Below are 24,794 nucleotides of genomic sequence, written 5' to 3'. Positions count from 1 at the left end.
GATAATTTGAATTATATAGAAAATATATAATTTTGCAATATAATACTTAGAATTCGTATAAAAATTAAAAAATTAAGATATTACTGCATAAAAATACCTCTTAACTGACAAAAGCAGCCAAGAGGTATTACCATATTATTTAAATCTCACCGTATCCAAATGCACTCTTCCTGTCGGATCAATTTCAACTTCACTTAATGAACTTTCATTATATCCAACTGCAAACTGGACGTGGAACAGATATGATGATGGTGATTCTTCAACTAGAATTTCTTCGATATCAGTATAAATCTGCTGACGTGCTTCGTCATCAACTTCCGCGCGTCCTGCATCTAATAACTCATCGACTTCGGGGTTGTCATAGAACACACGGTTTCCTGCCGCACCCTGGTTTTTAGAGTGGAACAATGCATAGAGACCATAGTCTGCATCACCTGTTACCGTCGTCCATCCAAGGATAAACATTTCATGGTTGCCGTTCGCAAGTGTTTCTAAATACGCACCCCACTCGAACTGCTCAATCTCTACATTAATGTTAAGTTCAGCAAGTTCATTTTGAATATAGACAGCTGTATCGATAATCTGCTGGTCATCGTTAACCCAGATTGTTGTATCGAATCCGTCTGCCATATCAGTTTCTGCTAACAGTTCTTTTGCTTTTTCAATATTGTATTCCTGTCCTTCAAGGTCTTCAGAATATCCCCAGACACCCGGAGCCAACGGACCTTTGGCAGGAATACCCATGTCATCGTACACACCTGCTACAATTTCTTCGCGGTCAATGGCATATGAAATTGCCTGACGCACCTTGATGTCATCGAATGGTTCTTTATTTATGTTAAATCCTAAATATGACATACGAACTGAATCTTTAACTGTTAAAGCAGTATCCGCACCATTTTCAATACGTTCAATGCTGGAAGAGTCAACATCTGTTGCGATTTGTACACCGCCTGTTTCGAGCTCTGCCATACGTGCACCGCTTTCAGGAATTACTTTGAATGTTACATTTTCAAAGTAACGGTCTCCGCCCTGAAAGTCTTCAAATTTCTCCAGTTCTACTGTATCTCCCGCACTCCGTGAAACATATTTCAGATGGTTTGTTCCATTAGGCTCAGACCCGATTACCGTACCCACGTGTTCTGAAATTTGCTCCTTAACGGAATCGTATTCTTCCCCGCCTGAGTCACGTGCTTCATAATATTCTTCCAGTGTCATATCAACACCTGCTGCATCCAAAGCTGCCTGATAATCACTGTCAATCAGTTCCTTAGGCATAATGCCTGCTGTACTGTGAGCCAGGTGACTTGCCAGCGGCGCAAAAGGTATTGAAGTATGTATATTAATTTCATAATCATTTACAACTTCGATTTCTTCAATCATTTCAAACAAAAAAAGTACTGGTGAAGCTAACGCTTCGTCCCTAACTCTGTCAAAAGTTGCGACTACATCTTCTGCAGTAAAATCTTCACCGTTGTGGAAAGTTGTACCTTCACGGAGTTTAAAGTTCCATGTTGTTTCGTCAACTTGTTCATATTCTGTAGCGAGCCCCGGCTGTAACTCCATGTTTACATCCTGATCTAATAATCTCTCATAAATATTTGTTCTTACCTGACTTGAAGCAGAGTCATTTGAACCATGCAAGTCCAGCGACACTACATCCGCCATCGTCCCAATTGTTAAATCCCCTGTGTTTTCACTTTCAGCTGCGTCATCCCCAGCCGCTTCTTCTTCGACGTTTTCATCGCTCGAACAAGCCGCCATAACAGTTAAGAAAGCGATTACAAAAAATGCTAAAAAATTCTTGTGTTTCATTCTATTTACCCCCTTTGCGTGATAAATTTATTATATCCATGCCGATAACAAAATTGCAATATTTTTCTAAAAATTAAATAAATATAAAAAACACGCATTTTTACAATGCGTGTTTTCATAAGTCTTTACTTCTTTTTGTCTTTTTTAGCTTGTTCTGATGATTTATTCATCATACTCAGCATTTGATTAATTTTCTTCTGAGAAGGTTTCTGACCCATCTGCATCATCATAATTCTGAGCATGTCTTCATTAATAGGAGGGTTTTTCTCCAAGTAATCCATCATGTATTTTCTAGAGATCCAAAATCCTAATGCGAAACCACCAATGAGGGCTACGATTACGATCAATATCCATATCCAAGTCGCCAAAAATGCTCACCTCTTTTCCGTGTAAACCACTATTTAGTTTACCTTAACGGACATCTAAATTCAATGCTTATTTACTGCGGATAATATTTGCCAGGTTTTCTACGGTAAAGCCGTAGCGTTCAACGACTTCCCCGCCCGGTGCACTTGCTCCGAATGTATCAATTGTTAACAGTTTGCCTTTTATGCCGACAAATCTGTGCCAGCCGAGGCTCGCAGCCATTTCAACTGCTGTTCGGTTTTCAATATCAGTATTTAGCACTGATTCAATGTATTCTTCATCCTGGTTTAAGAATGCCTGGACGTTTGGAATTGAGGCAACTTTAATATTAACGCCTTCTGCTGCCAGTTTTTCTGCAGTTTCAACTGCGAGTGAGACTTCACTTCCTGTTGCAAAGACAATTGCATCGTCTCCGCCGTCATAAGCGAGGTAGCCGCCGCGGCGCACGCCTTCTTCGACTTTTTCTTTATCGATGTCCAAAACAGTGAGATCCTGACGTGTCAGTACTAGAGCTGTCGGTGTGTCTTCAGACTCCAGTGCAACTTTCCAGGCTGCGCGCGTTTCGTTGCCGTCTGCCGGACGGATAACATTCAGATTTGGAATGGCACGTAGACCCGCGAGCTGTTCAACCGGTTCATGTGTCGGCCCGTCTTCGCCGACTGCGATAGAGTCGTGAGTGAAGACGTATGTTACCGGCAATTTCATCAGTGCGCTTAAGCGTACTGCAGGCTTCAGATAGTCACTGAAAACAAAGAATGTTCCTGCATAAGGATAAACACCGCCGTGTGCAGCCATACCGTTAATTGCCGCTGCCATCGCAAATTCTCTTACACCGAACCATATATTGCGACCCGCATAATTGTCTTTCGAGTAGTCACTCGCTTCTTTTACATTTGTTTTGTTACTTCCTGCAAGGTCAGCTGCCCCGCCGAAGAAAGTCGGAATTGATTTTGATAATTCCTGAATCATATCTCCCGAGTTGCCGCGCGTTGCTTTTTTCGTTCCCGCTTCATAAACAGGAAGTTCTGAAGCATAGTTTTCAGGCAGTTCGCGTTTAACCGCAGCTGTGAAATCATTGTATTTTTCTTCATCCGCAGCTTTAAATGATTCAACTACTTTGTTCCACGCAGCTTCTTCAGCTTCCCCGCGTGCAGTTAAAGTTTCATTGAAGCGCGTGTAAACTGACTCGTCCACATCGAATGTTTTCAGGTGGTCAAGTCCGTATGCTTCATAAGCTCCCTGGCGTTCAGCATCGCCGAGCGGCGCGCCGTGAGCATCCGACTTGCCTGATTTGGTCGGTGCGCCAAAACCGATAACCGTTTTCACTTCGATCAGCGTCGGTTTATCGCTTTGTTTAGCGTCGGTGATTGCTTTATCGATTGCCTCTAAATCGTTGCCGTCTTCTACGCGCAGATAGTTCCAGTTATAAGCTTTAAAACGTCCCGCAACATCTTCTGAGAAGCTCTTGTCAAGATCGCCGTCGAGTGAAATATCATTTGAATCGTATAGTACAATCAGCTTGTTCAGCCCGAGGTGGCCTGCAAGTGATGCCGCTTCGTGCGAAATCCCTTCCATCAGGTCGCCGTCTGAAGCAAGCACATAAGTATAGTGGTCAACCACTTTATGGTCGTCTGTATTAAATACAGAATTCAGGTGTGTTTCCGCCATTGCCATACCGACACTCATAGCGAATCCCTGCCCAAGCGGACCTGTAGTAATTTCTACACCGTCCGTATGTTTAAACTCAGGGTGTCCTGGTGTTTTGGATTCGTACTGTCTGAATTCCTTTAAGTCATCCATTTCAAGAATGCCTGAAAGATGAAGCAGGCTGTAAATTAACATTGAGCCGTGGCCTGCGCTCAGCACGAAACGGTCTCTGTTAAACCAGTCGACATTTTTCGGGTTAAAATTTAAATGTTTTTGCCACAGTACATACGCCATCGGCGCAGCACCCATCGGCAGACCCGGGTGGCCTGAATTTGCTTTTTCAATTGCATCAATACTTAAAGAACGAATTGTATTGACCGCTAATAAGTCAGTCTTATCAAATGACATTTACTTTCGACTCCTTTAATTCTCTTCATTATTATTTTTATCTTTGTTGCGTAATGCCTTAACTTTGTCAGGGGTAACATCTTTACCTTCCGAATCAATCACTTTAGTGTTTTTAATCTGTTTCTTAAAAGAACTTCTAAAGTTGGATAAATATTCTTCTCTCAGACCGGTCAGCTCTTTAAGTTCCGCTTCAGATATTTTATCTTCACGCTTTAACTTTGCCAGCTGGTTGAGACGCTGTAATTTTTGATCGTCTAACATGAGCTCCACCCTTTCCAATATAATTTACCATAAAAAAGGTGCGGAAACCAAATGGTCCCGCACTTTAATAGATAATATATACACTAATTACTTAATTTCTGCTGGAAACGTCATAATTAACCCGTTCCGTCAGTGTCCCGCTGCTGATAAAACCGTTTGCCGGCCGTTTTTCTTCAGCTGTTTTATCTTCCGCCTCTTCAGGTTCATCAATTGACGAAGCCGATACTGTACCGTTCGCTTCTTGTTCGATTGTTTGATCATCTGCATTTTCTGAAAATGCAGTATTTTCATGAGAATGTACGTTCTCCGCATAATCAGGTTCAACCATATTAAAACTATATAAAAGCCCGAAGCTTAGCATTACCGCGAATAATCCTGTGAGCGTCTTGAAATCTTTCATTGTCATTAATATTCACTCCTAAGAACAAATGTTTGTAATAACAATATAACAGAACACCTGTTCGCAGTCAATATAAATACGAACAAATGTTTGTAAGTGATTACACTATATGATAAAATTTAATTAATATAAGGCTGGAGGTAAAATTATGAAAGATTTAACAGACAGACAAAAAGATATTTTTCAATATATAAAACGCAGCGTAAATGATAAAGGCTATCCGCCGAGTGTCCGCGAAATCGGCAATGCCGTCGGACTCCAGTCGAGTTCAACGGTTCACGGCCATCTGGCAAAACTTGAAACTAAAGGCTATATTAAACGCGACCCGACAAAACCCCGCGCCATCGAAATCGTTCAGGCATCCGATGACAATGCTTCACCGGTCATTCATGTGCCGGTGCTCGGTAAAGTTACAGCAGGTCTGCCTATTACAGCCGTAGAAAACGTCGAAGAGTACTTCCCTCTGCCCGAACACTTTACGGCAAATCATAACAGTGAAATTTTCCTCTTGAATGTCGCCGGCGACAGTATGATCGATGCCGGTATACACGACGGCGACCGGGTCATCGTGCGCAAACAGAACATCGCGTACAACGGTGAAATTATCGTCGCCATGACAGAAGACGACGAAGCAACTGTTAAACGCTTCTATAAAGAAAAAGGCTACTACCGCCTGCAGCCGGAAAACACTTCGATGGAACCAATCTACCTCGATAACGTTATCGTCCTCGGTAAAGTTGTCGGTCTGTTCAGAGAATTTGTTTAATATAATATTAATTTTGACCGTCCTGGACTTTGTTCGGGGCGTTTTTTTGTGCTGGGCGGGAGGCGCTTGCGTATGCATGAGAGTGTGTCATGTATATGTATCGTGATTTGCGTATGCATGAGAGTACGTCATGTATATGTATTTTGAATTTCGTATACATGAGAGTGTGTCATGACTATGTATCGTGGAATGCATATACATGAGCTGCCGTCATGACTATGTATCGTGATTTGCATATGCATGAGCTGTCGTCATGACTACGTATCGTGGAATGCGTATGCATGAGCTGCCGTCATGACTACGTATCGTGGAATGCGTATGCATGAGCTGCCGTCATGACTATGTATCGTGGAATGCGTATACATGACGGAGTAACTAACGACACCTTCACTTTTTTCATCACCAAAAATTAAATCGTCCCATTGTGATTCTCTCAACCCGTTAACAAACAAAAACACCCGGATTCATCGAATCCGGGTGCACGCCACACTCATTATTTCTGTATATAATTTTCCGTATAATACGGTATATTGTCACTGTTATACTCGATGCCGACACCGAGATGGTTAAAGTTATCATTCAGTACATTCACCCGGTGTGACGGAGAGTTCAGTAAACTGTGATGGGCGAATATCGGCGATGTGTGGCCGGTCGCAATATTTTCCCCTGCCAGTCTAAATTCAACCGAGCCGTTTATCAGTCTGTCTTTAAGTGTACGGCCATCGGGTGAGTCGTGATCAAAGTAATTATTTTCTGCCATATCACTGCTGTGCCCGTAGGCGACTTGATCTGCAGAAGAGTCCCGTTCCAGCAGAGAATAACCATACTCAGCACGTGTTGCATTCACTAAATTAAAATGCATTTCCTCGTTATCTTCCCTCGCAGGATGATTATAAAGATCGTTAATTTCAATTACTTCATCTTTATTTATAATCAGCATGCCGTTCGCTTTATAGTTTTCATGTATATCGTAAAAGAAATATGCATAATAGTTTCCGGCATCGAAGACATCATATTCTTCATGGTCAACTTTCAGCCGCTTCCACTGTTTACGGATATAATCGACCGGTTCGCCGTATACTTCGCGCAGCTTATCCCGGTTCATTCCTTCAATACTCATCTTTCCGAATGACACATCGCCCGAATTAGTGTAGCCGCCGGTCACAATGCCGTCGCGGACGAGCACCATGTGAAAGGCTCCCGGCTGATTCATAATAACAAAGTCGCCTTCGTATTCGGAATGGATGACCGAAGCATTGTCCGTTTCAAACGAGGAACCCAGCGAATAATCGATGTTCGTCTCCTGAGTTCCGTGAACCTGTTCAATTTTTGCCGTATCGTAATTCGGAATGACATTCTGTTCCAGCCAGTAATTAAAATAATCTTCGGTCAGACCTTCCTCGAAATCGTAGGATTGTATGGCCGGTAAGATAAAGAACAAGGCTGCATATAATATTAATAACGCTGCGATCCGCCGTGCCATATTACTCCTCCATTAAATGCTGACGTATAAATTATCAATCAATCTTGCTTTTTCAAATTGCACTGCAATAAATATAATAACATCCTGATCGATGTTTTCAAGCGGCTCCAGTCCGCGCGCTGTGTAAATCGCGAGGTCATCGACAGTGCCGCTTGTCTTTTGTTCGATATGCAGCCTGATAAACGACATCACTTTATCCGTATTTACAGTGCCGTTTTTAATTTGTTCGGCCGCGTTTAATAAGGCAGCATATACTTCCGATGCTTCCTTGTATTCATTTCCGCTTAAATTGACATTGCGAGAACTTTTCGCAAGGCCGCTTTCTTCGCGTTTTGTCGGCACCCCGATAATTTCAACCGGCACATTAAAATCCCGGACATAGCGTTCAATAACCATCAGCTGCTGGCGGTCTTTTTCACCGAACACCGCAATCTCCGGTCTGATAATATTAAACAGTTTGCTGACCACTGTGACTACACCTTCGAAGTGGCCCGGACGCTTTACCCCGTCCAGTATATCCGCCATCGTTTTAATGCCGAGCGTGAATTCCATACCCTCCGGATACATTTCATCATCTTCCGGATGGAAAACAAAATCCACACCGTGCTCCCGGCAGATGTTTAAATCACGCTCTAAGTCGCGCGGATAAGTATCATAATCTTCCTCCGGCCCGAATTGCAGCGGATTGACAAAAATACTGACTGCAACAAGGTCAGCGTGCTGCTTCGCTGCTTCGATCAGCGCTGCATGGCCTTCATGCAGATAACCCATAGTCGGTACAAGCGCAATTTTTTTACCGCTCTCTCTGCCTAAAAGTCTTCTGACTTCTTTAATGCTTCCGGTATGCTGCATTTATTCGTACACCCGTTTCTTATAAGTTGTTTCCTCTGTCGGGAACATTCTGCTCTTCACTTCGTTCCGGTAGTTTGTGAGCCCCTCAACGGCAACTGAATTTATATCCGCATACGGTTTAACAAATTTCGGCAGACGGTCGCTGCCGTACTGCAGAAGATCGTGATAAACGAGCACCTGGCCGTCGGTATGAATGCCCGCTCCTATGCCGATAGTCGGAATATTGACTGATTCCGTTACCTTTTTAGCAAGGTCCATCGGAATTGCTTCCAGCACCATCATCGATGCGCCGGCTGCTTCAAGTGCTTTCGCATCCTGAAGAAGCTGTTCAGCCTGTTCCGCGTCTCCCGCCTGCATTTTAAAGCCTGTAATACCGAAGTGCTGCGGTGTTAATCCTAAATGCCCGCAAACCGGCACACCCGCTTTCACCAGGCCTTCGATAACATCGAATGAATCGGCACCTTCCATTTTGATCATATTCGCATCGCTGCTCTGATACAATCTGATGCCGTTTTTAATACCTTCATTTACATCTGTATGATGAGAGCCGAAAGGCATATCAACGACGATAAAGGTATCCCCTGCACCGCGTCTTGCCGCCTTCGCGTGGTGAATCATATCGGCGAGTGTCACCTGTACCGGTGATTCGTAGCCCAGTACGACCATTCCAAGTGAATCTCCCACTAAAATGACGTCCACATCCGCCTGTTCTGCAAGTTTTGCAGAAGGATAATCATATGCTGTTACCATCACTATTCTGTCATTGTTTTTCATGCTGATTAAATCTGCTGTCGACTTCATAGTTTCCCTACTTTCTTAAAATTAGATATAATTATTTTACCACAAATACAAGAAAAAAACGGAGTGACATATATGAAAATAGGTATTATCGGTGCGGGTGCAGTCGGCAGTATTATCGCCCGCGAATTTTCTAAACTGCCCGCGGATAAAGTACAGCTTACATTAATGGCCCGGACACCGAGGGACGGCTTTACTATCCTCGAAGACGAGGTAAAAACATATCATGAAATACAGGTTCACGATGTAAATAAAATATCGGAACAATTTGATGTGGTCTTTATCGCGACAAAGACACCGGCACTTAAAATGCTGAAAGATACAGTTGATAATATTACCCACAAAAATTCGGAAATTATCTATGCACTGAACGGCATGGGCTACGATTCAGTCTTCGAAGGCGGGATTCCGTCCGTTGTTTACATCAGCGGCCAGCAGCATAACGATTACATCGAACACTTCGTGAATCAAAAGATTATACTGCCTGAAACAGACTATACTTATAGCGATGAACTGATCGCGATGATTAATGTTCGTCAACAGGTTAATTTCGAACTCTTGAAAAGTTCCGATTTTCACAAAATACGCTATGAGAAGCTGCTGATAAATGTCGGTATTAACTCGGTGACCGCACTCAGCAAAAATACCTCAAAAATATTCGAAGATGATAAAATGGTTCAGCTGACCCGCCAGCTGCTCGAAGAAGCGATAACCGTTGTAAACAAATACAATACTGACGGTGTGCAGATTGGTGATGACTTTACCGACGCTGCTATGGATATGTATTACAGCTATCCCCGTGATATGGGCACGAGTATGTATTATGACGTTATGGCTAACCGCACTACGGAATTTGAACACATCCAGCAGTTTATCTATAACATGAAAGAAGACGGTGACCTGCACACACCCGTGCTCGACATGGTCGTCACCCTCTTCGCCGGCTATGAAAAACAGTAAACTAAAAAGGAGAAATCACCATCCGGTGATTTCTCCTTTTCTTATTTCACTTTTTTCTTTGGCCTGAAGTAAAAGAGCCAAGCTAAGAATGCTAGAGCTAAAATAACAAGGATTGCGTAAACAATATTCGAATACACATCCATAACTCCTGCAATATCTTCCCAGTTCTCTCCGACTGAAGCACCGAGATTGACCAGCACCGTATTCCAGATGAGTGTCCCCGCTGCGGTCAGCAGTAAAAACTTCGGCATCTTCATTTTACTCATTCCCGCAGGAATCGAAATCAGACTTCTGATCAAGGGAATAAATCTGCAGAAAAATACAGTCCAGGGACCGTACTTATCAAACCAGGCATACGACTTGTCTACATCCGCTGTCGTCAGGCGCAGCCATTTGCCGTATTTTAAGATTATCCGCTTCATCCGTTCAAGCCCGAGGATACCGCCGATGTAATACAGCACGACCGCCCCGCCGACGGAGCCTGCCGTCGAAGCAGCAATCACACCGGTTACTGACATATTAGATGCTGCAGTCATAAAACCGCCAAATGTTAAAATAACTTCCGAAGGTATCGGTGGAAAAATATTTTCCACTGCAATCAGGATTATAATTGCGGCGTAGCCAAACTGATTAATAACTTCTTCTAAAAAATTCTGCATTCTTTTCTCTGTCCCCGAAATAATTTATTTTTATGTTCCGCAGTATGTTTTAAAGTTCGGGTCAGCATCATCTTCCCCCGGTGCATCGGTATATTTCCCGCCCAGTTTATCGTTAAACGGTTTCGATACAGCTTTCAGCAGCTGTTTTAATTCGCCGTAATGACCTTCTACTGCGAGGTCCAATGATTTTTGAACCAGATGATTCCGCGGAATAAAACTCGGATTCGCCGCATTCATCGCGATATCAATTTCTTCTTTTTTTGCACTCTGAGCTTTCTTTCTCGCCTGATACTGTTCAAACCAGTTAATAAAGTCACTATCGTTAAACATCGGCAGTTTATCGTAATTCGTCAGATAAAGGTCCCGGAAGGTGCGTGTGTAATCCGCTTCATATTTAAACATAAAGCCAAGCAGATCATCGACCAGCTGCACATCATACTGCTCTTCATAATCAAGGTCCAGTATTCCGAGCTTGTCGCCCATCAGTGAAATATACTTTCTATTATAATACTGAGGATACTTATCGAGCACTGTCTGGGCGGCCTGCACCGCTTCTTCTTCGGAGCTCTTAAACAGCGGACACAGCGCTTCTCCGAGCTTGCCTAAATCCCACTGCCCGATTGGCGGCTGATTTTTGTACCGGTAGCGTCCGCCGGTATCAATTGAACTGAAAAACTTATCCGGATTATACACATCCATAAAGGCACAGGGACCATAATCAAGCGTTTCGCCTGAAATTGAAATGTTATCCGTGTTCATCACCCCATGAATAAAACCGACAGCCTGCCACTGTGCAATCAGTTCTGCCTGCTTACGCACGACATGGTCGTAAAATAAGAGATATTTTTTATCTTCTTCAAGCGCGGACAGGTACGGATAATGACGTTCGATCGCAAAATCCGCAAGTGCCTTTAAGTCATCTTTTGACTGGCGCACGGCATATTCAAAAGTGCCGACTCTGATATGAGAACTCGCGATGCGGGTCAGAATGCCGCTCGGAGTTACTTTTTGCCGGGTCAGCATTTCCCCAGTATCAACAACAGCCAGTGCTCGAGTTGTTGCAATACCAATATTCGCCATATATTCGCTGATGATATACTCCCGCAGCATCGAATCAATCGGCGCCCGGCCGTCACCCTGACGCGAATACTTCGTTGCGCCGGACCCTTTTAAGACAACATCGTATTTTTCGCTATCTGTGTTATGCTCACCTAAGAGAACGTTCCGGCCATCGCCGAGCATGTTGAGTGTTCCGAACTGATGTCCCATGTAGGCTTGTGCAATCGGTTCTGCTGATTCCGGCAGACGGTTGCCGCTGAAAAACTCAGCATCGTCTTCAAGTGCATGCTCATCCAGTTCAAGCAGTCTTGCCAGGTGGTTATTAAAAAGAACAACTTTCGGCGCTTCAGATTCTTCCGGTTCATAAGGCGACCAGAAGGTACGCGGCAGCGATTTATAGTCGTGTGTAAAATTAAAGCCTTTATACATTTAAAATTCTCCTCTCAAAACAAACGATCAAACTTAATCTCTAGTACCTGAGTATACTATACGCAGGAAATCTTGCATAACGGAATACTCCGTTTGATACAACAGGAAATTTTTTGTTATGTTTTTATAAAAAAGGGTATAATCAGTAGCATACAGAAATAGGAGTTGGAATCATGGCAAATGGTAAAAGTCGCGCTTCCTGGAAATATGCCTTTGCATATACCGGTATCGTTGTCGGTGCCGGCTTTGCAACAGGACAGGAAGTGCTTCAGTTTTTCGCAAGTTATGGACTTATCAGTTTTATCGGAGTTATTTTAACGGGACTCGCAGTAATGTTTATTGGACGCCAGGCGGCAAAACTCGGATACTCGACACACGCTGAATCTCACGTTCTGCCGCTGAATACCTTGTTCGGGAAAAAACTCGGACTCGTCGTTGATATTATCCTCGCCTTCTTCTTATACGGTCTCGCTATCGTGATGATCGCAGGAAGCGGCGCAACTTTCAACGAAGGTTTTGGCATTCATCCGCAAGTCGGAGCAATCATTCTGATTATACTTGCTTTTATTACATTATTAATGGATTTTGATAAAATAGTATCCATAATCGGCGTCATTACCCCGGTGCTCGTCATTGCAATGTTTTTTATTGCAGGGTATAACATATTGAATCCGATGGTCCCGCTGTCGGAAGTAAATCAGTATAACGATGTATCACGAACACCGACTGGTTTCTGGTGGTTTGACGCTATTACTTATGCCGGCTTTACGCTGGCAACAGCTTTCAGCTTTTTATCAATAATGGGATCTGAATCCGCCCGCCAATCTATCGTCAGACGCGGTGCGGTTTACGGCGGACTCTTAATCACGCTGTTAATGCTTCTGATAAACTTCGGGGTGCTGTCAATCATACCGAATGCTTACGACGTGGCCCTACCTACGATGCAGATGGCAGTAAATGTGTCACCATGGCTCGGTACCGCCTACTCGGTAATTATTATATTATTAATTTATAATTCTATCGTCGGCTTTTTATTTCCTTTCCTCGCGCGTTTTACAAAACCCGGGACAGGCAAATACAAAATGCTGCTGGCCGCCTCGCTGATTATCGGCTACTTCGGCACTTACGTCGGTTTCGTCGAGCTCGTTAATATTATTTACCCGCTGTTTGGTTATGTCGGTATGACTATCGGAGTAATGCTGACTATTCGCTGGGTATTTTTAAAACTTAAGGCACGAAAGCTGGCTGAAAAATTGTCGGATAATGAAGATGAATAAGATGATTAATCCTGTGACTGCCTCCCGGCAGCTGCAGGATTTTTTTATATCTTTTTCGCTTATAATGTTTATCTTTTTTCTAATAGTTTATATAAGTTATGTAAACAACATACAGGAGATGAAATTATGTCACAAGGTAAAAACCGTGCTTCATGGCGAATGGGCTTTGCCTATGCCGGAATCATCGTCGGAGCCGGATTCTCAACAGGACAGGAAGTACTGCAGTTTTTTGCCAGTCACGGACTGGTCAGTATTTTAGGAATTATACTGGCGGCGCTGATTCTAATGTTCGTCGGCAGACAGGCGGCAAAACTCGGCTTCAGGCTGAACGCCGAATCACATGAAACGCCGCTCAGAGTACTTTTCGGTGCAAAGCTCGGTCTCGTTATAGACTATGTTTTAATATTTTTTCTATACGGTATCGCAGTTGTAATGATTGCGGGAAGCGGAGCAACTTTTAATCAGGCATTCGGAATACATCCGCAGCTCGGCGTGCTGATTCTTATACTATTAACATTCGGCACACTGCTGCTCGACTTCGATAAAATCGTCAATATCATAGGCGGAATTACACCGCTCTTAATTATCGCAGTAGTCATTATTACCGGTTACAACATACTAAATCCATACGTTCCCTACTCTGAGGTCAATAACTATGTGGAACCGTCACGTACCCCAAGTTCACTCTGGTGGTTCGATGCAATTACTTATGCGGGACTTGCGCTCGCGACAGCGTTCAGCTTTTTATCGATTATGGGATCTGAAGCTCAGAGACACGCTATTGCCCGCCGCGGTGCAATATACGGCGGACTGATTATTATGCTGTTAATGCTGCTCGTCAATGTCGGCGTGCTGTCAATAATGCCGACAGCAAACGAAGTGCCGCTGCCGGCCATGGAAATGGCGGACAATATGGCACCGTGGCTCGGGGCGGTCTATTCAATCATTATTATTCTGCTGATTTACAATTCAGTAGTCGGATTAATGTATCCATTCCTGACCCGCTTCACCACACCATACTCCGGGAAATATAAAATCATGATGATTGTCTCGCTCGTTGCCGCCTTCATCATAGCCAATGTCGGTTTCGTCGCACTCGTCAACATCGTCTACCCGATTCTCGGCTATATTGGCCTCGCAATCTCTCTCGCGCTGTTCATCCGCTGGATTATGAACAAAAACACGAAGAAAAAACTGCTTTAGATGATGTGAAAGAAGATAAACCCCCATCCGCCTTGTGTGGATGGGGTGTTTGTGTTGGGTGGGTGTGGTGGTTCGTGTTCTTGGTTGCCTATGTGAAAGCTACATGGGAATTCAAACGCTGTTGGTTGCCCATGTCAAAGTCACATGGGAATTCAAACGCTGCTGGTTGCCTATGTGAAATCTACATGGGAATTCAAACGCTGTTGGTTGCCCATGTCAAAACTACATGGGAATCCAAACGCTGTTGGTTGCCCATGTCAAAGTCACATGGGAATCCAAAGGCCGCTCGTTGCCCATGTGAAAACTATATGGGAATCCAAACGCTGTTAGTTGCCCATGTCAAAACTACATGGGAATCCAAAGGCCGCTCGTTGCCCATATCAAACTCACATGGGAATCCAACAATCAGCTCAGCCCTTCAAATGGTCTTTATATTTAAAGTACAGCTCCGCTTTCGACATGGCCTCTTCAAAATTTCGATACTTAAAAGTATATGTCGTTTTCTTTCCTTTTCTATCCACGTAACAATGCTTTAATAAAATTCTGTATACAACTTTAAATGTTAGACTGTGTCCAATAAAGTTCATAAAGGAAACTCTTGTCATTGGTTTTCCATAAAAAAGATACTTATAATCACTTAGCGCACGTAATAGAAGTGTTTCGTTAGTCATTTTACTTTGACATTCTGTACAAGTGAAATGAAAACGTGTTTTTAACAAGTTATAACTGCTACACTGTTCGCAATACACTCCCTTCCTCAGCCGCGTCTCATCAACATCACTTTTAAAATAAGGATTTTCTGCGATTTGTTCACTCAAAAGCCGGACTATGAATTGGGATTTATTACCGATTTTCCCGCCCCGGAACTGCCTGAAATATCTTCTTAAATCGGAACGCACAACAATTTTACTCCAAATAGAATTGTCGTCAGTATGAAGATAAAAATCATCACTCGGGAAAATCAGGTTACCGCTGACCCGAAAGCTGCTGTTAGCAGTATTCCTCAAGCCGATCAGTTTTCCGACGGCACGGTTTAGCTGAGCGACCGGATCTTCTGTTATCCTCCGGCCGGCACGGTACCAGTCACCGCCTTCCACCTTGTAATCTCCGTGTAGTTTTTTATCTCGTTTACAACGATTCCTTCATCATCAATGACGAGCGCATCATACTGGGTAACTGATTCTCCGATTTTAAGATAAAGGTCCCGGTAAACTAAGACATCGTCGTGGCCGACATCATTAAAAATCTCATCGTATAAACACTCTCCCTCAAAACCTTTCAACGCTGCAGCATGTCTTCTGTTTTCGTGTTTCGTTAATTCGGTCCTTTTTTCGAGCGCATCGTAAAATAATAAATCATGGGATTTAAGTCTCGGGTTCAAGAACATTTATCCGCCTCCAATATAAATTTGCTTATTTCAGTTATACAGCAAAATGCTCCACAAAAATCATAAAAGCCAAACAACTTACAAAAATTGCAAAACTGTATCAATACCATCACTGAAATATAATTACAGAAATTACCACTAAATTATATATTACTTATTACACATTTACGGTTATTTTAAAAGCCCAACTGTGTTAGTATGTTCACTTGTGTTACTAATTTAGGAGGAGATTTTTGTGCAAGCACAAAAAGATGCAATTAAATTTGCTTTTGCCTACACGGGAATTGTTGTAGGTGCGGGGTTCTCTACCGGTCAGGAAGTTTTACAGTTCTTTACCAGTTTTGGCCTCTGGAGTTTTGCAGGTGTAGCGGTTGCTGCAATCTGTGTATTATTTATGAGCAGGCAGACTGCCAAGCTTGGATACAGATACGATGTAGTTTCTCATGAAGTACCATTACATAAATTGTTTGGGAAAACTGCAGGTACATTGGTCGATTATATCTTTGCTTTTTTTATGTATGGGATTGCAATTATAATGATTGCGGGAAGCGGTTCAGCTTTTGAAGAAAGTTTCGGTCTCGAACCTTGGATTGGTTCCATCGTGCTGTTATTTTTAGTGTTCTTCACACTGCTTTTGGATTTCGACAAAATTGTTACTGTACTTGGTGCAGTGACACCGTTTTTAATTATTGCAGTATTAATCATTTCACTGGTTAATATTTTCAATCCGGAAGTCGTCCTCAGCGAGGTGAACCAGGCTGCAGATATCAGCCGTACACCGACAGGTCTCTGGTGGTTCGATGCAATCACCTACTCAGGCGTCGTTATCGGTGTCGCTTTCAGCTTTCTGTCCATTATGGGAGCTGATGCTGATAAACAATTTACCGCACGGCGAGGCGCAGTCTACGGCGGAATAATATTTCTTATTATGCTGTTTCTGCTCAATGCCGGAATGCTTGCAGTACTGGATGAGGCAAACCGCGTAGCACTGCCGACACTTGTTATGGCAAATGCCATTCATCCGGTCTTCGGGACTATATTCTCGATTATTATTATTTTACTGATTTACAACACTGTCGTCGGTCTGCTGTATGCATTTTTAGCGCGTTTTACAAAACCTTATTCCAAAAAATATAAAATCTGGCTGGTTACATCTCTTGTTATCGGCTACATTTTAACGTTTATCGGCTTTGTAGATCTCGTTAATTTCTTCTATCCGATTTTCGGCTATGCAGGTGTACTCATCGGTATCGGCCTTCTGGTCAGATGGATAATGAATAAAAATACGACCAAAAAATTATTATAAGACAGCACAAAAAAGCGGTGAAGACTCAGTCTTCACCGCTTTTTGCATACCTTATAATTTAATTCTTGTACCCGCTTTACCTTCAAGTGCAAGTACTGCTTCATCTAATGAACAGATGATGCCTTCTTTGCCTTCGTGTTTAGCGAATGCGATTGCCGCTTCGATTTTAGGAAGCATAGAACCTGCCGGGAATTGTCCGTCAGCAACGTGTTTTTCAGCTTCTTCAACAGTAATCTCTTCAAGCTTCTGCTCGTTTTCTTTACCGAAGTTAATATAAACGTTAGGAACGTCTGTCAGCATCATGAATACGTCAGCTTCAGTCTGTTCCGCAAGTTTTAAGCCTGAACGGTCTTTATCGATTACAGCTTCAACGCCGTGGATTTGACCTTTGTCGTCGCGGTAAATAGGAATACCGCCGCCGCCTGATGATACAACGAGTGATGTTTCAATCAGTGTTTTGATTTCTTCAACACCGTGGATGACTTTTGGTTCAGGAGAAGGTACAACACGTCTGAATCCGCGGCCTGCATCTTCAGCCATCTGATAGCCTTTTTCTTCAGTCATTTTTTTAGCTTCTTCTTCTGTGAAGAATACGCCGACAGGTTTAGTCGGATTGTCGAAAGCTTTGTCGTCTTTGTCGACTTCTACCATTGTAAGCAGTGTAACAACGTTTGTTTTGTCGTCGCCTTCAGCCAGTCTGTTTTTAAGGGCAGATTCCATCATGTAGCCGATCATCCCTTGAGATTCAGCATTGTTGACAAAAATCGGCATTGCTGGAATTTCTTCTTTCGCCGCTTCGTTTTGAGCGATGATGTTGCCGACCTGCGGACCGTTACCGTGTGTAACGACGATTTTGTGGCCTGCTTCTGAAATTTCAACCATGCGGTTTGCCGCATTAACTACGTTCTGGTACTGGTTTTCAAATGTTGCTTCCTGTTTAGGCTGTAAAATTGCGTTTCCTCCTAAAGCTAATACTACTTTTTTACCCATTCTTTCATCTCCTATTTAGTGTCATATAAATACCGTACAGCGTGTCGCGCCCTGAACTTGAGCCAAGCTCAAGCAGTTCATCGACACTTTCCTGTGACGGCTCATTGCCAATTGCTGTAATACGTGTACTGAATATTCCTTTTAACGCCAGTTTAATAAAGTTTTCGCTGACAATTGTCGTTACCGTCTGACTAATATACTGATCCAGTTCAAAGAGATGCCTCTCGGCGATAAACGGCTGGAGCTTATCGACATACAGAATACCTGTAATAATATCGTCGCCTGACGGCGTCAGCCCGATGCCCCGTCCCGCTAAATATGCAAGCGGAAAGTCCGCACTGTCATCAGCAAGATTATCGATAATCGACGAAAGCTTTTCGGGATTGAAATCGCCCTCGGCATAATCCGTGAAGTCATAGTTATCGACGACTTTTTTAATTGTACTGATATCAGCCTGTTCTGTCACTTCTTTATAAGCATACAGTTCGGCCTTATTTACCATCAGCATAAAATCATTATGATTCACGCCATTCTTCGTCAGTCTGACGGTGTCATTGATTTTAAGTGTCTCTTTGATGTGATGAATGGTGTATTGATCTATCGTAATTCCAAATGGAAAATAACCATTTTTATTTGTTCCGATAAAGATTAACTCATTCTTGTCATTAACAATATTAAAGCCATTATTAAAAATACTGTGCACATGCATTGCTTTGTTTGTTTTTAACAAGGAAAGTGCGATCTCTCCGATCGCACTTGACTCATATATCATTTATGCATTAAACCCGAGTTTTTCAGCATAAGCTGTAATTGCTTTTTCGAAACATTCGATTGGCGGGTTAACTGTACCTGCACCAATCTGACCAAATCCTGCAACTTTGTGTGCAATACCTGTGTTAATTACCGGAAGGATTCCAGATTCAACTACTTTACGTGCATCGATTCCTGTTGGTGCACCTTTAAAGTCCCAAGTCGGGATAATGAAGTTAGGGTTTTCCTGTTCTGTAATTTCAGCCATGTTATTGCTTGTTTCAAGTGCATCGTTGAAACCGCCTGAACCGACAAAGCGGGTAACAGCAGGTGCTGCGATCATCGCCATACCGCCGACACCGATTGTTTCAGTAATAGCAGAGTCACCGATATCCGTGTTTGCATCTTCAGCAGAGTAACCTGTGAAGTACAGACCTTGAGGTGTGTTTACAGGAGCTGTGAACCACTCGTCACCCATACCTGCGATACGGATACCGAAGTTTTCACCGTTACGGCACATTGCTGTAACAATTGTACCATGTTCAATTGTACGTGCAGCATCAGTCATTGCTTTACCTGTTGCCATTGCCACGTTTAAGAAGAACTGGTCAGTGTCAGCAAGGAACTGCATAACTTCTTCGCGTTTTTCTAATTCAACATCTTCAAGGCTTGTAATTGCAGGAGCAACTTCTTTAAGGAAAGCCAGTGAAGCTGCGATATTTCTCTGGTGGAATTCGTCACCCATAGCGATCGCTTTAGCAACTAAAACGTTGACGTTTAAACCTTCATCCATTGTTTTAAGCGCTTTTGATAATACCGGGCCAAGTACATCTTTCATCCAGTGAAGACGTGTAAGAACCTGGTCGCTGTAAGAACCGAAACGGAGAACCGCACCGATACCTTCGTTTAAAGTACAGTAAGCTTCGTTGCCGTGTTCTTTGTTAACAACAACTACAACAGGCATGTTCATTGAAGTAATACCACCCATTGGCCCTACTGCATTTACGTGGTGACAAGGGATGAAAGTGATTTTGCCGTTTTCCAGCAATTCACGTGCACCCTGCTCGTCGTCTGCCCATCCTTCAAAAAGAATAGCACCGACACATGAACCCTGCATAGGGTCAGTCATGTTTTCATATTTAATCGGAGGACCGGCATGTAATAATACATGCTCAGTCAGTTCCGGAATTACAGTGTGTGCAGGTACAACATCTGTTAAGAAAGGCGCTGAGCCAATCATTTTCTGTACGACTGCTTTGTTTGCTTCATCTATAGTTTGGTAAGCCATTATACATTCTCTCCTTCATAATTGTTTAAGAATTGAAGTACTTTCATAAGCTTCTCATCGCCGCCGGCAACTGGACGCCAGTTGAACTGAACAACTTCAGCTCCGCTGTTTTCTACTGCTTCAGTGAAGCTCTTCAGACCGATGTTGATTACGCTCGGTTTGTTAGAAATCAGACTCATCATTTTATCGTCTACAGACAGATCTTCAGTACCTTTGTCGAATGCTTTGATTTCAAGTTCAGGCTGAACCACTTTACCGCCGATTAATTCGATCGCTGTACGGACCATCTGATCGTTAGTGTCACAGATTACCGCACCTGCTTCTTCTAAAATCTGACGCTGTTTGTCATAGCCCTGTGCATCTTTGTCAGTACCGACTACAGTTGCAAGAACGACTAATGAACGCTCTTCTGAAGCTGCTTTGTCAGTAATGCGTTTAATTGTCGGAGCAAGTTCAGAAGCCATGTCGGCATGTGAACCGTAACCGATAACGTTGTCGAGCATAATAACTGCAGTATCTTCACTGTCAGCAGATGTTTCCAATTTTTCAATACGTTTTTCAGGGTCGATCATCGGGTGAGGCTTACCTTGTGTGTACATGTCATCACCGAGGTCGATAACTTCGTGTGATGCAGATTTATAAGTGAAACCTTCATCTTTAATTTCTTCTTCACCAAGTGAATGTTTGATCATCATCGCTGCTTCACTTGCAAGCGTACCGCCTGAGTAGTAAGCTTTGATGCCTTTTTGGTTTTCGTCGAAGTCCGCTTTAATGTTGTCGAGAGCTGAAGGTGTGAAGTTAACTTTCTCACCATTTGACAGCTGAACTGATGCAACTGCAGCTTCTTCAAGAGTGTAAGCGTGATAAATTTCTTCTTCCTGGTATTCAGGTTTGTTACCAAGGAATAAAGCAACGACTGGTTTGTCAATGCTGCGCAGTAAGCTTTCTACTTTTTCCTGTACTTCTTTAGCCGGCGGCTTAGAAATTACAGTAATGACCTTAACTTTAGGATCCTGGTTTAACGCTTTAATGCTGTCGAGCATAGTTACAGCGCCAACTTCTGTAGATAAGTCGCGTCCGCCTGTACCGATAGCGTTCGTTACACCTTTGCCCATACGGTCGATAATAGTAGTAACTTCCTGAATTCCTGTACCTGATGCACCTACGACACCGATGTCGCCTTCAGCAACTGTGTTTGTAAATGCCAACGGCACGCTGTGGATAATTCCTGTCCCGCAGTCAGGACCCATTACTAATAATCCTTTATCGTGTGCAAGTTCTTTCAGACGAACTTCGTCTTCTTTTGCCACGTTGTCACTGAACATGAATACGTGCAATCCGTTATGAAGTGCGTTTTCAGCTTCCATAGCAGCGTATGTGCCGGGAATTGAAATCATTGCAAGGTTCGGATTGTTTGCAAGTTCAAGCGCGCGTTTCCAGTTGTGAGCTTCACTGCTCTTAGCAGACTCGTCAGAACCGCCTCCGCCTGCAAGTTCAGTATCAACTGCTTCGTTCACTTCATCAACTTTTGATTCGTCTTCAGTATCGATTACGATAGCGATATCGTTGGCACTTGCTGTTTCAAGTTCCGGAGTACCGAGTCCTGCACCTTTAAAAATGTCTTTGTTAGCAGGCGTTCCCATCATAACTGATGCTTTGTTCACGCCGTCCATAGCGCTTAATTTCTGGCTTAAAAGCATTAATACGATAGAATCCTGATACGTATTTTCTTTAATAATTGTATATAACATCATGTACCTCCATTAATATTTATTCTGCAAATCTGTTTTTGCCGTGGTAGCGATCAAAATGAATATCGTCACTCACGAGGTAGTCATAAATTTCATCGACAATTTCTATGCCTTCTTCATCGTACTTATCCGCACGCATCTTGCCGCGTTCTCCCGGATAATTGACTTCTGTAAATCCTGGTGCCGGTGTCTGTTCTTTCAGTTCGTCAAGCATAGTCGACAGCTGACGCTTAAACTGATCAACATCCGTAAAGTAAGCCGGATTAATCACGATATGAAGCTGGCCAAGCTGTCTGCCTGCCGTTAAGTCTTTGTACATGCTCGATACATGCACTCCGTGCGGCAGACCTAAGAGACTGCCTGAAAGGATATCGACCATCATCATGAGGCCGTAGCCTTTCGGTCCTGCTACAGGAACGAGGGCGTGAACGTCTCTTGAGTTTGTCGTCGGTTCACCTTTATCGTTAACAGCCCAAGTATCCGGAATATCATTGCCTTTAGAACGGGCGTCGAGCACTTTACCCCAGGCCTGCACTGTCGTTGCCATGTCGAACGTAATAATACGCTCGTCATTGGTCGGTGCACTGAAGGCGATTGGATTCGTACCGAAGTACGGCTCTGTGCCGCCGAATGGCACAACCATCGGATCGGACTGGCAGACAGAAATTGCCACCATGTCCTCTTTTGCCGCCTGCTCAACGAAGTAGCCGAGAGCGCCGGAGTGGGAAATATTCGTCATGCCGACGACAGCTACACCATTATCCCGTGCGATTTCAATAGCGCGCTCCATACCCTGTTTTGCAACTTGATGGCCTGGGCCGTTGTCACCATCTAATATAGCTGTTGACGGGCCGGTCTTTTCAAATTTATATTCCGGGTCGTTGGTAATACCGCCTTTGGCAATACGTTCTGCATAATATTCGACGCGCACTGCACCGTGGGAATGAATGCCGCGGTGATCAGCAAATGTTAAAACATCACTAATATCAGCCGCCGCATCTTCTTTTAAGCCTGCTTTTTGAAGTTTATCTTTCATTAAGTTGAATAATTCTTCTTTTGATACGCGCATTTACAAAACCTCACCTTTTAATATGGTGTATCCGATTTTAAATACTCCATGATGTCTTCCGGAATCGGAATACCTGATTTTTCGTATTCAGCTTTCGTCGCTTCCATTAATTCACCCGGATAGTATACCTGGTCAAATCCTGTTGCCGGTTTGTTGCCGTGAAGTTCGTCAACCATCGTATCCATTTTTTCTTCCATCGCTTCTCTTGAACTGAAGAAGTCTGGATTGATTACGAGGTGGAACTGTCCTAAACGGCGGTACTCGCTCAAGTCTTTGTACATGCTTGTAACGTGTTTGCCGTGGTTTAATCCGAGCAGGCTTCCCGCTAGAATGTCAACGATCATCATCAGGCCGTAACCTTTAGGACCTGCTACAGGAAGCAGTGCATTTACTGCATACGGGTCAGTCGTCGGGTTGCCGTCTTTATCGACAGCCCACGTGTCAGGAATATCTTTGTTTTTACTGCGTGCATCGAGAATTTTACCCCAGGCTTGCACTGTCGTTGCCATGTCAAAAACGATTGGTGAATCATTTTTGCGCGGCGCAGCGAAAGCGATCGGGTTCGTACCGAAGTATGGTTCAGAACCGCCGAAAGGTACAACCATCGGGTCTGATTGGCACACTGATAAAGCTACCATACCCTGTTCAGCTGCCTTCTGCACGAAATAGCCGATAGCGCCCGAGTGACTCATTTCGCTGACGCCAACTGCACCGATACCGGATTCTTTAGCGAGGTTAATCGCTTCTTCCATCGCTTCATATGCAACGTAGTGGCCGACAGCGTTATCGCCGTGGTAGACACCAGTTGACGGTCCGGTTTTCTCAAACTTAAGTTCCGGATCGTTATTGAAGCCGCCTTTTGCACAGCGTTCAGAATAATACTGCATGCGCACTGAACCGTGGGAATGAATGCCGCGTTCATCGGCCCAGACGAGGACGTCTGCGGCACGATCAGCGTAAGCTTCCGGCATACCATTCAGCATCAGTTTTTCTTTAAATAACCGGCGAAGTTCAGATGAATTCGAAATTACCAGTTGTTCTGACATATCGTTGCCTCCTGAATAGTTTAATTAGATTTCAACGTCTCTGTTGGCATCTTTAGAGTAAATATATGAGAATGACTCATCGAGACCAACTGCATAAGTTGCCTGCAGCGCGTATGCACCCATAAAGATGTAGTCGCCTTTATCAACAGGCATCCAGTTGTTATCAAGATTGTACATTCCGCGTCCGCTTAACACATAAGCGCCGTGTTCCTGTACGTGAGTTTCGATATAACCGTGTGAAGCACCCGGTTTAAATGACAGAATGTGGAAGTTCATGTCGTAAGCAATATCTGCAGGAAGAAGGTCTTGTACAAGCACTTCGTCCATTCCTTCGTAAGCTTTAGCCTGAATGTCATTTACATTGCCTGTAACGATTTCAGGTTTGCCGACACCTTTAGCTTCCTGGTAACGTTTTTTGTAAAGGAAAAGACGGCTGTCTTCACCGTTATTATTGTTAACAAAAGTCAGTTCAAGGTGAGGTGGAACGTAAACATATCCGCCTTCTGATAATTCGTAAGTTTCACCGTCAACTGTTGCAGTAACGTTTCCGTATACTACATACATGAAAGTCTGTACGCCGTCTCCGCCGAAACCTTGAGTGTTTCCGCCCTGGTTTTTAACAGTAACTAAATAGTCGACGAAGCGTGCGCCCATGCGCGGTGAACCGAGGATTGACATGTCGCAGTCGTCAAATCCAGGTACGACGTTATTTACAAGTCCGTCCGGAGTAAGTACCGCGAACTCATCCTTTTTAACAATTGAACGTGTTTCAAGTAATCCTTCTCTGTATCCCTGCTGATGGTTTAAGTAACCCATTATTATAT

At 43.5% G+C, this 24,794-nt stretch carries 24 protein-coding genes; 5 read left to right on the top strand and 19 right to left on the bottom strand.

Going from position 1 to position 24,794, the window contains the following annotated elements; translation table 11 throughout:
* Positions 1–135: 135 nt before the first annotated feature.
* The 5 genes from MHH58_RS05360 to MHH58_RS05340 all read right to left on the bottom strand — a co-directional run bounded on the left by MHH58_RS05360 (position 136) and on the right by MHH58_RS05340 (position 4,903).
* Positions 136–1,815 (bottom strand): glutathione ABC transporter substrate-binding protein, encoded by a 1,680-nt coding sequence (locus tag MHH58_RS05360; protein WP_341345255.1) that lies wholly within the window; start codon positions 1,813–1,815, stop codon positions 136–138.
* 125 nt (positions 1,816–1,940) lie between these two features.
* Positions 1,941–2,183: a YneF family protein gene (locus MHH58_RS05355; protein WP_092599180.1), complete on the bottom strand. Its 243-nt coding sequence runs from the start codon at positions 2,181–2,183 to the stop codon at positions 1,941–1,943.
* 67 nt (positions 2,184–2,250) lie between these two features.
* Positions 2,251–4,236, bottom strand: coding sequence for a transketolase (gene tkt, locus MHH58_RS05350; RefSeq protein WP_341345254.1), 1,986 nt, complete (start codon positions 4,234–4,236; stop codon positions 2,251–2,253).
* 15 nt (positions 4,237–4,251) lie between these two features.
* A complete protein-coding gene (locus MHH58_RS05345) occupies positions 4,252–4,497 on the bottom strand; it encodes a DUF896 domain-containing protein (protein WP_341345253.1) in 246 nt (81 codons plus the stop codon).
* A gap of 91 nt (positions 4,498–4,588) precedes the next feature.
* A complete protein-coding gene (locus tag MHH58_RS05340; RefSeq protein ID WP_341345252.1) occupies positions 4,589–4,903 on the bottom strand; it encodes a hypothetical protein in 315 nt (104 codons plus the stop codon).
* Positions 4,904–5,045: 142 nt separating this feature from the next.
* Here MHH58_RS05340 and lexA point away from each other — a divergent pair, with 142 nt between their 5' ends.
* Positions 5,046–5,663 (top strand): transcriptional repressor LexA, encoded by a 618-nt coding sequence (gene lexA, locus MHH58_RS05335; protein ID WP_341345251.1) that lies wholly within the window; start codon positions 5,046–5,048, stop codon positions 5,661–5,663.
* Positions 5,664–6,156: 493 nt separating this feature from the next.
* Here the strand turns inward: lexA and MHH58_RS05330 are convergent, their stop codons facing one another.
* From MHH58_RS05330 to panB, 3 genes are read right to left on the bottom strand one after another with little or no spacing between them, the layout of a single operon-like run.
* Positions 6,157–7,146, bottom strand: a complete 990-nt coding sequence (locus MHH58_RS05330; RefSeq protein WP_341345250.1) for a CAP domain-containing protein — start codon at positions 7,144–7,146, stop codon at positions 6,157–6,159.
* Positions 7,147–7,158: 12 nt separating this feature from the next.
* Complete coding sequence (gene panC / locus MHH58_RS05325) at positions 7,159–7,998, bottom strand: pantoate--beta-alanine ligase (protein ID WP_341345249.1); 840 nt, start codon at positions 7,996–7,998, stop codon at positions 7,159–7,161.
* Positions 7,999–8,799 carry a 3-methyl-2-oxobutanoate hydroxymethyltransferase gene (gene panB, locus MHH58_RS05320; RefSeq protein ID WP_341345248.1) on the bottom strand — a complete coding sequence of 267 codons (801 nt, stop codon included), beginning with the start codon at positions 8,797–8,799 and terminating at the stop codon, positions 7,999–8,001.
* Positions 8,800–8,871: 72 nt separating this feature from the next.
* Here panB and MHH58_RS05315 point away from each other — a divergent pair, with 72 nt between their 5' ends.
* Positions 8,872–9,756, top strand: coding sequence for a ketopantoate reductase C-terminal domain-containing protein (locus MHH58_RS05315; protein WP_341345247.1), 885 nt, complete (start codon positions 8,872–8,874; stop codon positions 9,754–9,756).
* Between the two features lie 41 nt (positions 9,757–9,797).
* On the opposite strand, the gene MHH58_RS05310 is transcribed toward MHH58_RS05315, so the two are convergent.
* Both MHH58_RS05310 and MHH58_RS05305 read right to left on the bottom strand, forming a co-directional pair.
* A complete protein-coding gene (locus tag MHH58_RS05310; protein WP_341345246.1) occupies positions 9,798–10,415 on the bottom strand; it encodes a DedA family protein in 618 nt (205 codons plus the stop codon).
* Between the two features lie 30 nt (positions 10,416–10,445).
* Positions 10,446–11,903, bottom strand: coding sequence for a protein adenylyltransferase SelO (locus MHH58_RS05305; RefSeq protein ID WP_341345245.1), 1,458 nt, complete (start codon positions 11,901–11,903; stop codon positions 10,446–10,448).
* Positions 11,904–12,076: 173 nt separating this feature from the next.
* Here MHH58_RS05305 and MHH58_RS05300 point away from each other — a divergent pair, with 173 nt between their 5' ends.
* Both MHH58_RS05300 and MHH58_RS05295 read left to right on the top strand, forming a co-directional pair.
* On the top strand, positions 12,077–13,180 hold the full coding sequence (locus tag MHH58_RS05300) for a YkvI family membrane protein (RefSeq protein WP_135096470.1): 1,104 nt from the start codon (positions 12,077–12,079) through the stop codon (positions 13,178–13,180).
* A gap of 126 nt (positions 13,181–13,306) precedes the next feature.
* On the top strand, positions 13,307–14,383 hold the full coding sequence (locus tag MHH58_RS05295; protein ID WP_341345244.1) for a YkvI family membrane protein: 1,077 nt from the start codon (positions 13,307–13,309) through the stop codon (positions 14,381–14,383).
* A 410-nt stretch (positions 14,384–14,793) separates the two neighbouring features.
* Here the strand turns inward: MHH58_RS05295 and MHH58_RS05290 are convergent, their stop codons facing one another.
* Entirely contained in the window at positions 14,794–15,480 is a 687-nt protein-coding gene (locus MHH58_RS05290; protein ID WP_341345243.1) for a hypothetical protein, read from the bottom strand.
* On the bottom strand, positions 15,441–15,770 hold the full coding sequence (locus tag MHH58_RS05285; RefSeq protein ID WP_341345242.1) for a nuclease-related domain-containing protein: 330 nt from the start codon (positions 15,768–15,770) through the stop codon (positions 15,441–15,443). The genes MHH58_RS05290 and MHH58_RS05285 overlap by 40 nt, the downstream gene beginning before the upstream one ends.
* A 235-nt stretch (positions 15,771–16,005) precedes the next feature.
* Here MHH58_RS05285 and MHH58_RS05280 point away from each other — a divergent pair, with 235 nt between their 5' ends.
* A complete protein-coding gene (locus tag MHH58_RS05280; protein ID WP_341345241.1) occupies positions 16,006–17,076 on the top strand; it encodes a YkvI family membrane protein in 1,071 nt (356 codons plus the stop codon).
* Between the two features lie 51 nt (positions 17,077–17,127).
* Here the strand turns inward: MHH58_RS05280 and arcC are convergent, their stop codons facing one another.
* From arcC to allE, 7 genes are read right to left on the bottom strand one after another with little or no spacing between them, the layout of a single operon-like run.
* A complete protein-coding gene (gene arcC / locus MHH58_RS05275; protein ID WP_341345240.1) occupies positions 17,128–18,066 on the bottom strand; it encodes a carbamate kinase in 939 nt (312 codons plus the stop codon).
* Between the two features lie 4 nt (positions 18,067–18,070).
* Positions 18,071–18,796: a DUF2877 domain-containing protein gene (locus MHH58_RS05270; RefSeq protein ID WP_341345239.1), complete on the bottom strand. Its 726-nt coding sequence runs from the start codon at positions 18,794–18,796 to the stop codon at positions 18,071–18,073.
* Positions 18,797–18,838: 42 nt separating this feature from the next.
* On the bottom strand, positions 18,839–20,104 hold the full coding sequence (locus MHH58_RS05265) for a DUF1116 domain-containing protein (RefSeq protein WP_135096463.1): 1,266 nt from the start codon (positions 20,102–20,104) through the stop codon (positions 18,839–18,841).
* Positions 20,104–21,855, bottom strand: a complete 1,752-nt coding sequence (fdrA, locus tag MHH58_RS05260; protein WP_341346090.1) for an acyl-CoA synthetase FdrA — start codon at positions 21,853–21,855, stop codon at positions 20,104–20,106. The genes MHH58_RS05265 and fdrA overlap by 1 nt, the downstream gene beginning before the upstream one ends.
* A gap of 19 nt (positions 21,856–21,874) precedes the next feature.
* The gene (allD, locus tag MHH58_RS05255) at positions 21,875–22,924 is read right to left on the bottom strand and encodes an ureidoglycolate dehydrogenase (protein ID WP_135096459.1); all 1,050 of its coding nucleotides are present in this window, start codon (positions 22,922–22,924) and stop codon (positions 21,875–21,877) included.
* A gap of 17 nt (positions 22,925–22,941) precedes the next feature.
* Positions 22,942–23,970 (bottom strand): ureidoglycolate dehydrogenase, encoded by a 1,029-nt coding sequence (gene allD, locus MHH58_RS05250; protein WP_341345238.1) that lies wholly within the window; start codon positions 23,968–23,970, stop codon positions 22,942–22,944.
* Positions 23,971–23,994: 24 nt separating this feature from the next.
* Entirely contained in the window at positions 23,995–24,786 is a 792-nt protein-coding gene (allE, locus tag MHH58_RS05245) for a (S)-ureidoglycine aminohydrolase (RefSeq protein ID WP_135096455.1), read from the bottom strand.
* Positions 24,787–24,794 lie beyond the last annotated feature (8 nt).

Origin of the sequence: Jeotgalicoccus sp. FSL K6-3177 (assembly GCF_038050175.1) — a bacterium.
GTDB lineage: Bacteria > Bacillota > Bacilli > Staphylococcales > Salinicoccaceae > Jeotgalicoccus > Jeotgalicoccus nanhaiensis.
This window is presented reverse-complemented; position numbering and strand designations above follow the sequence as displayed.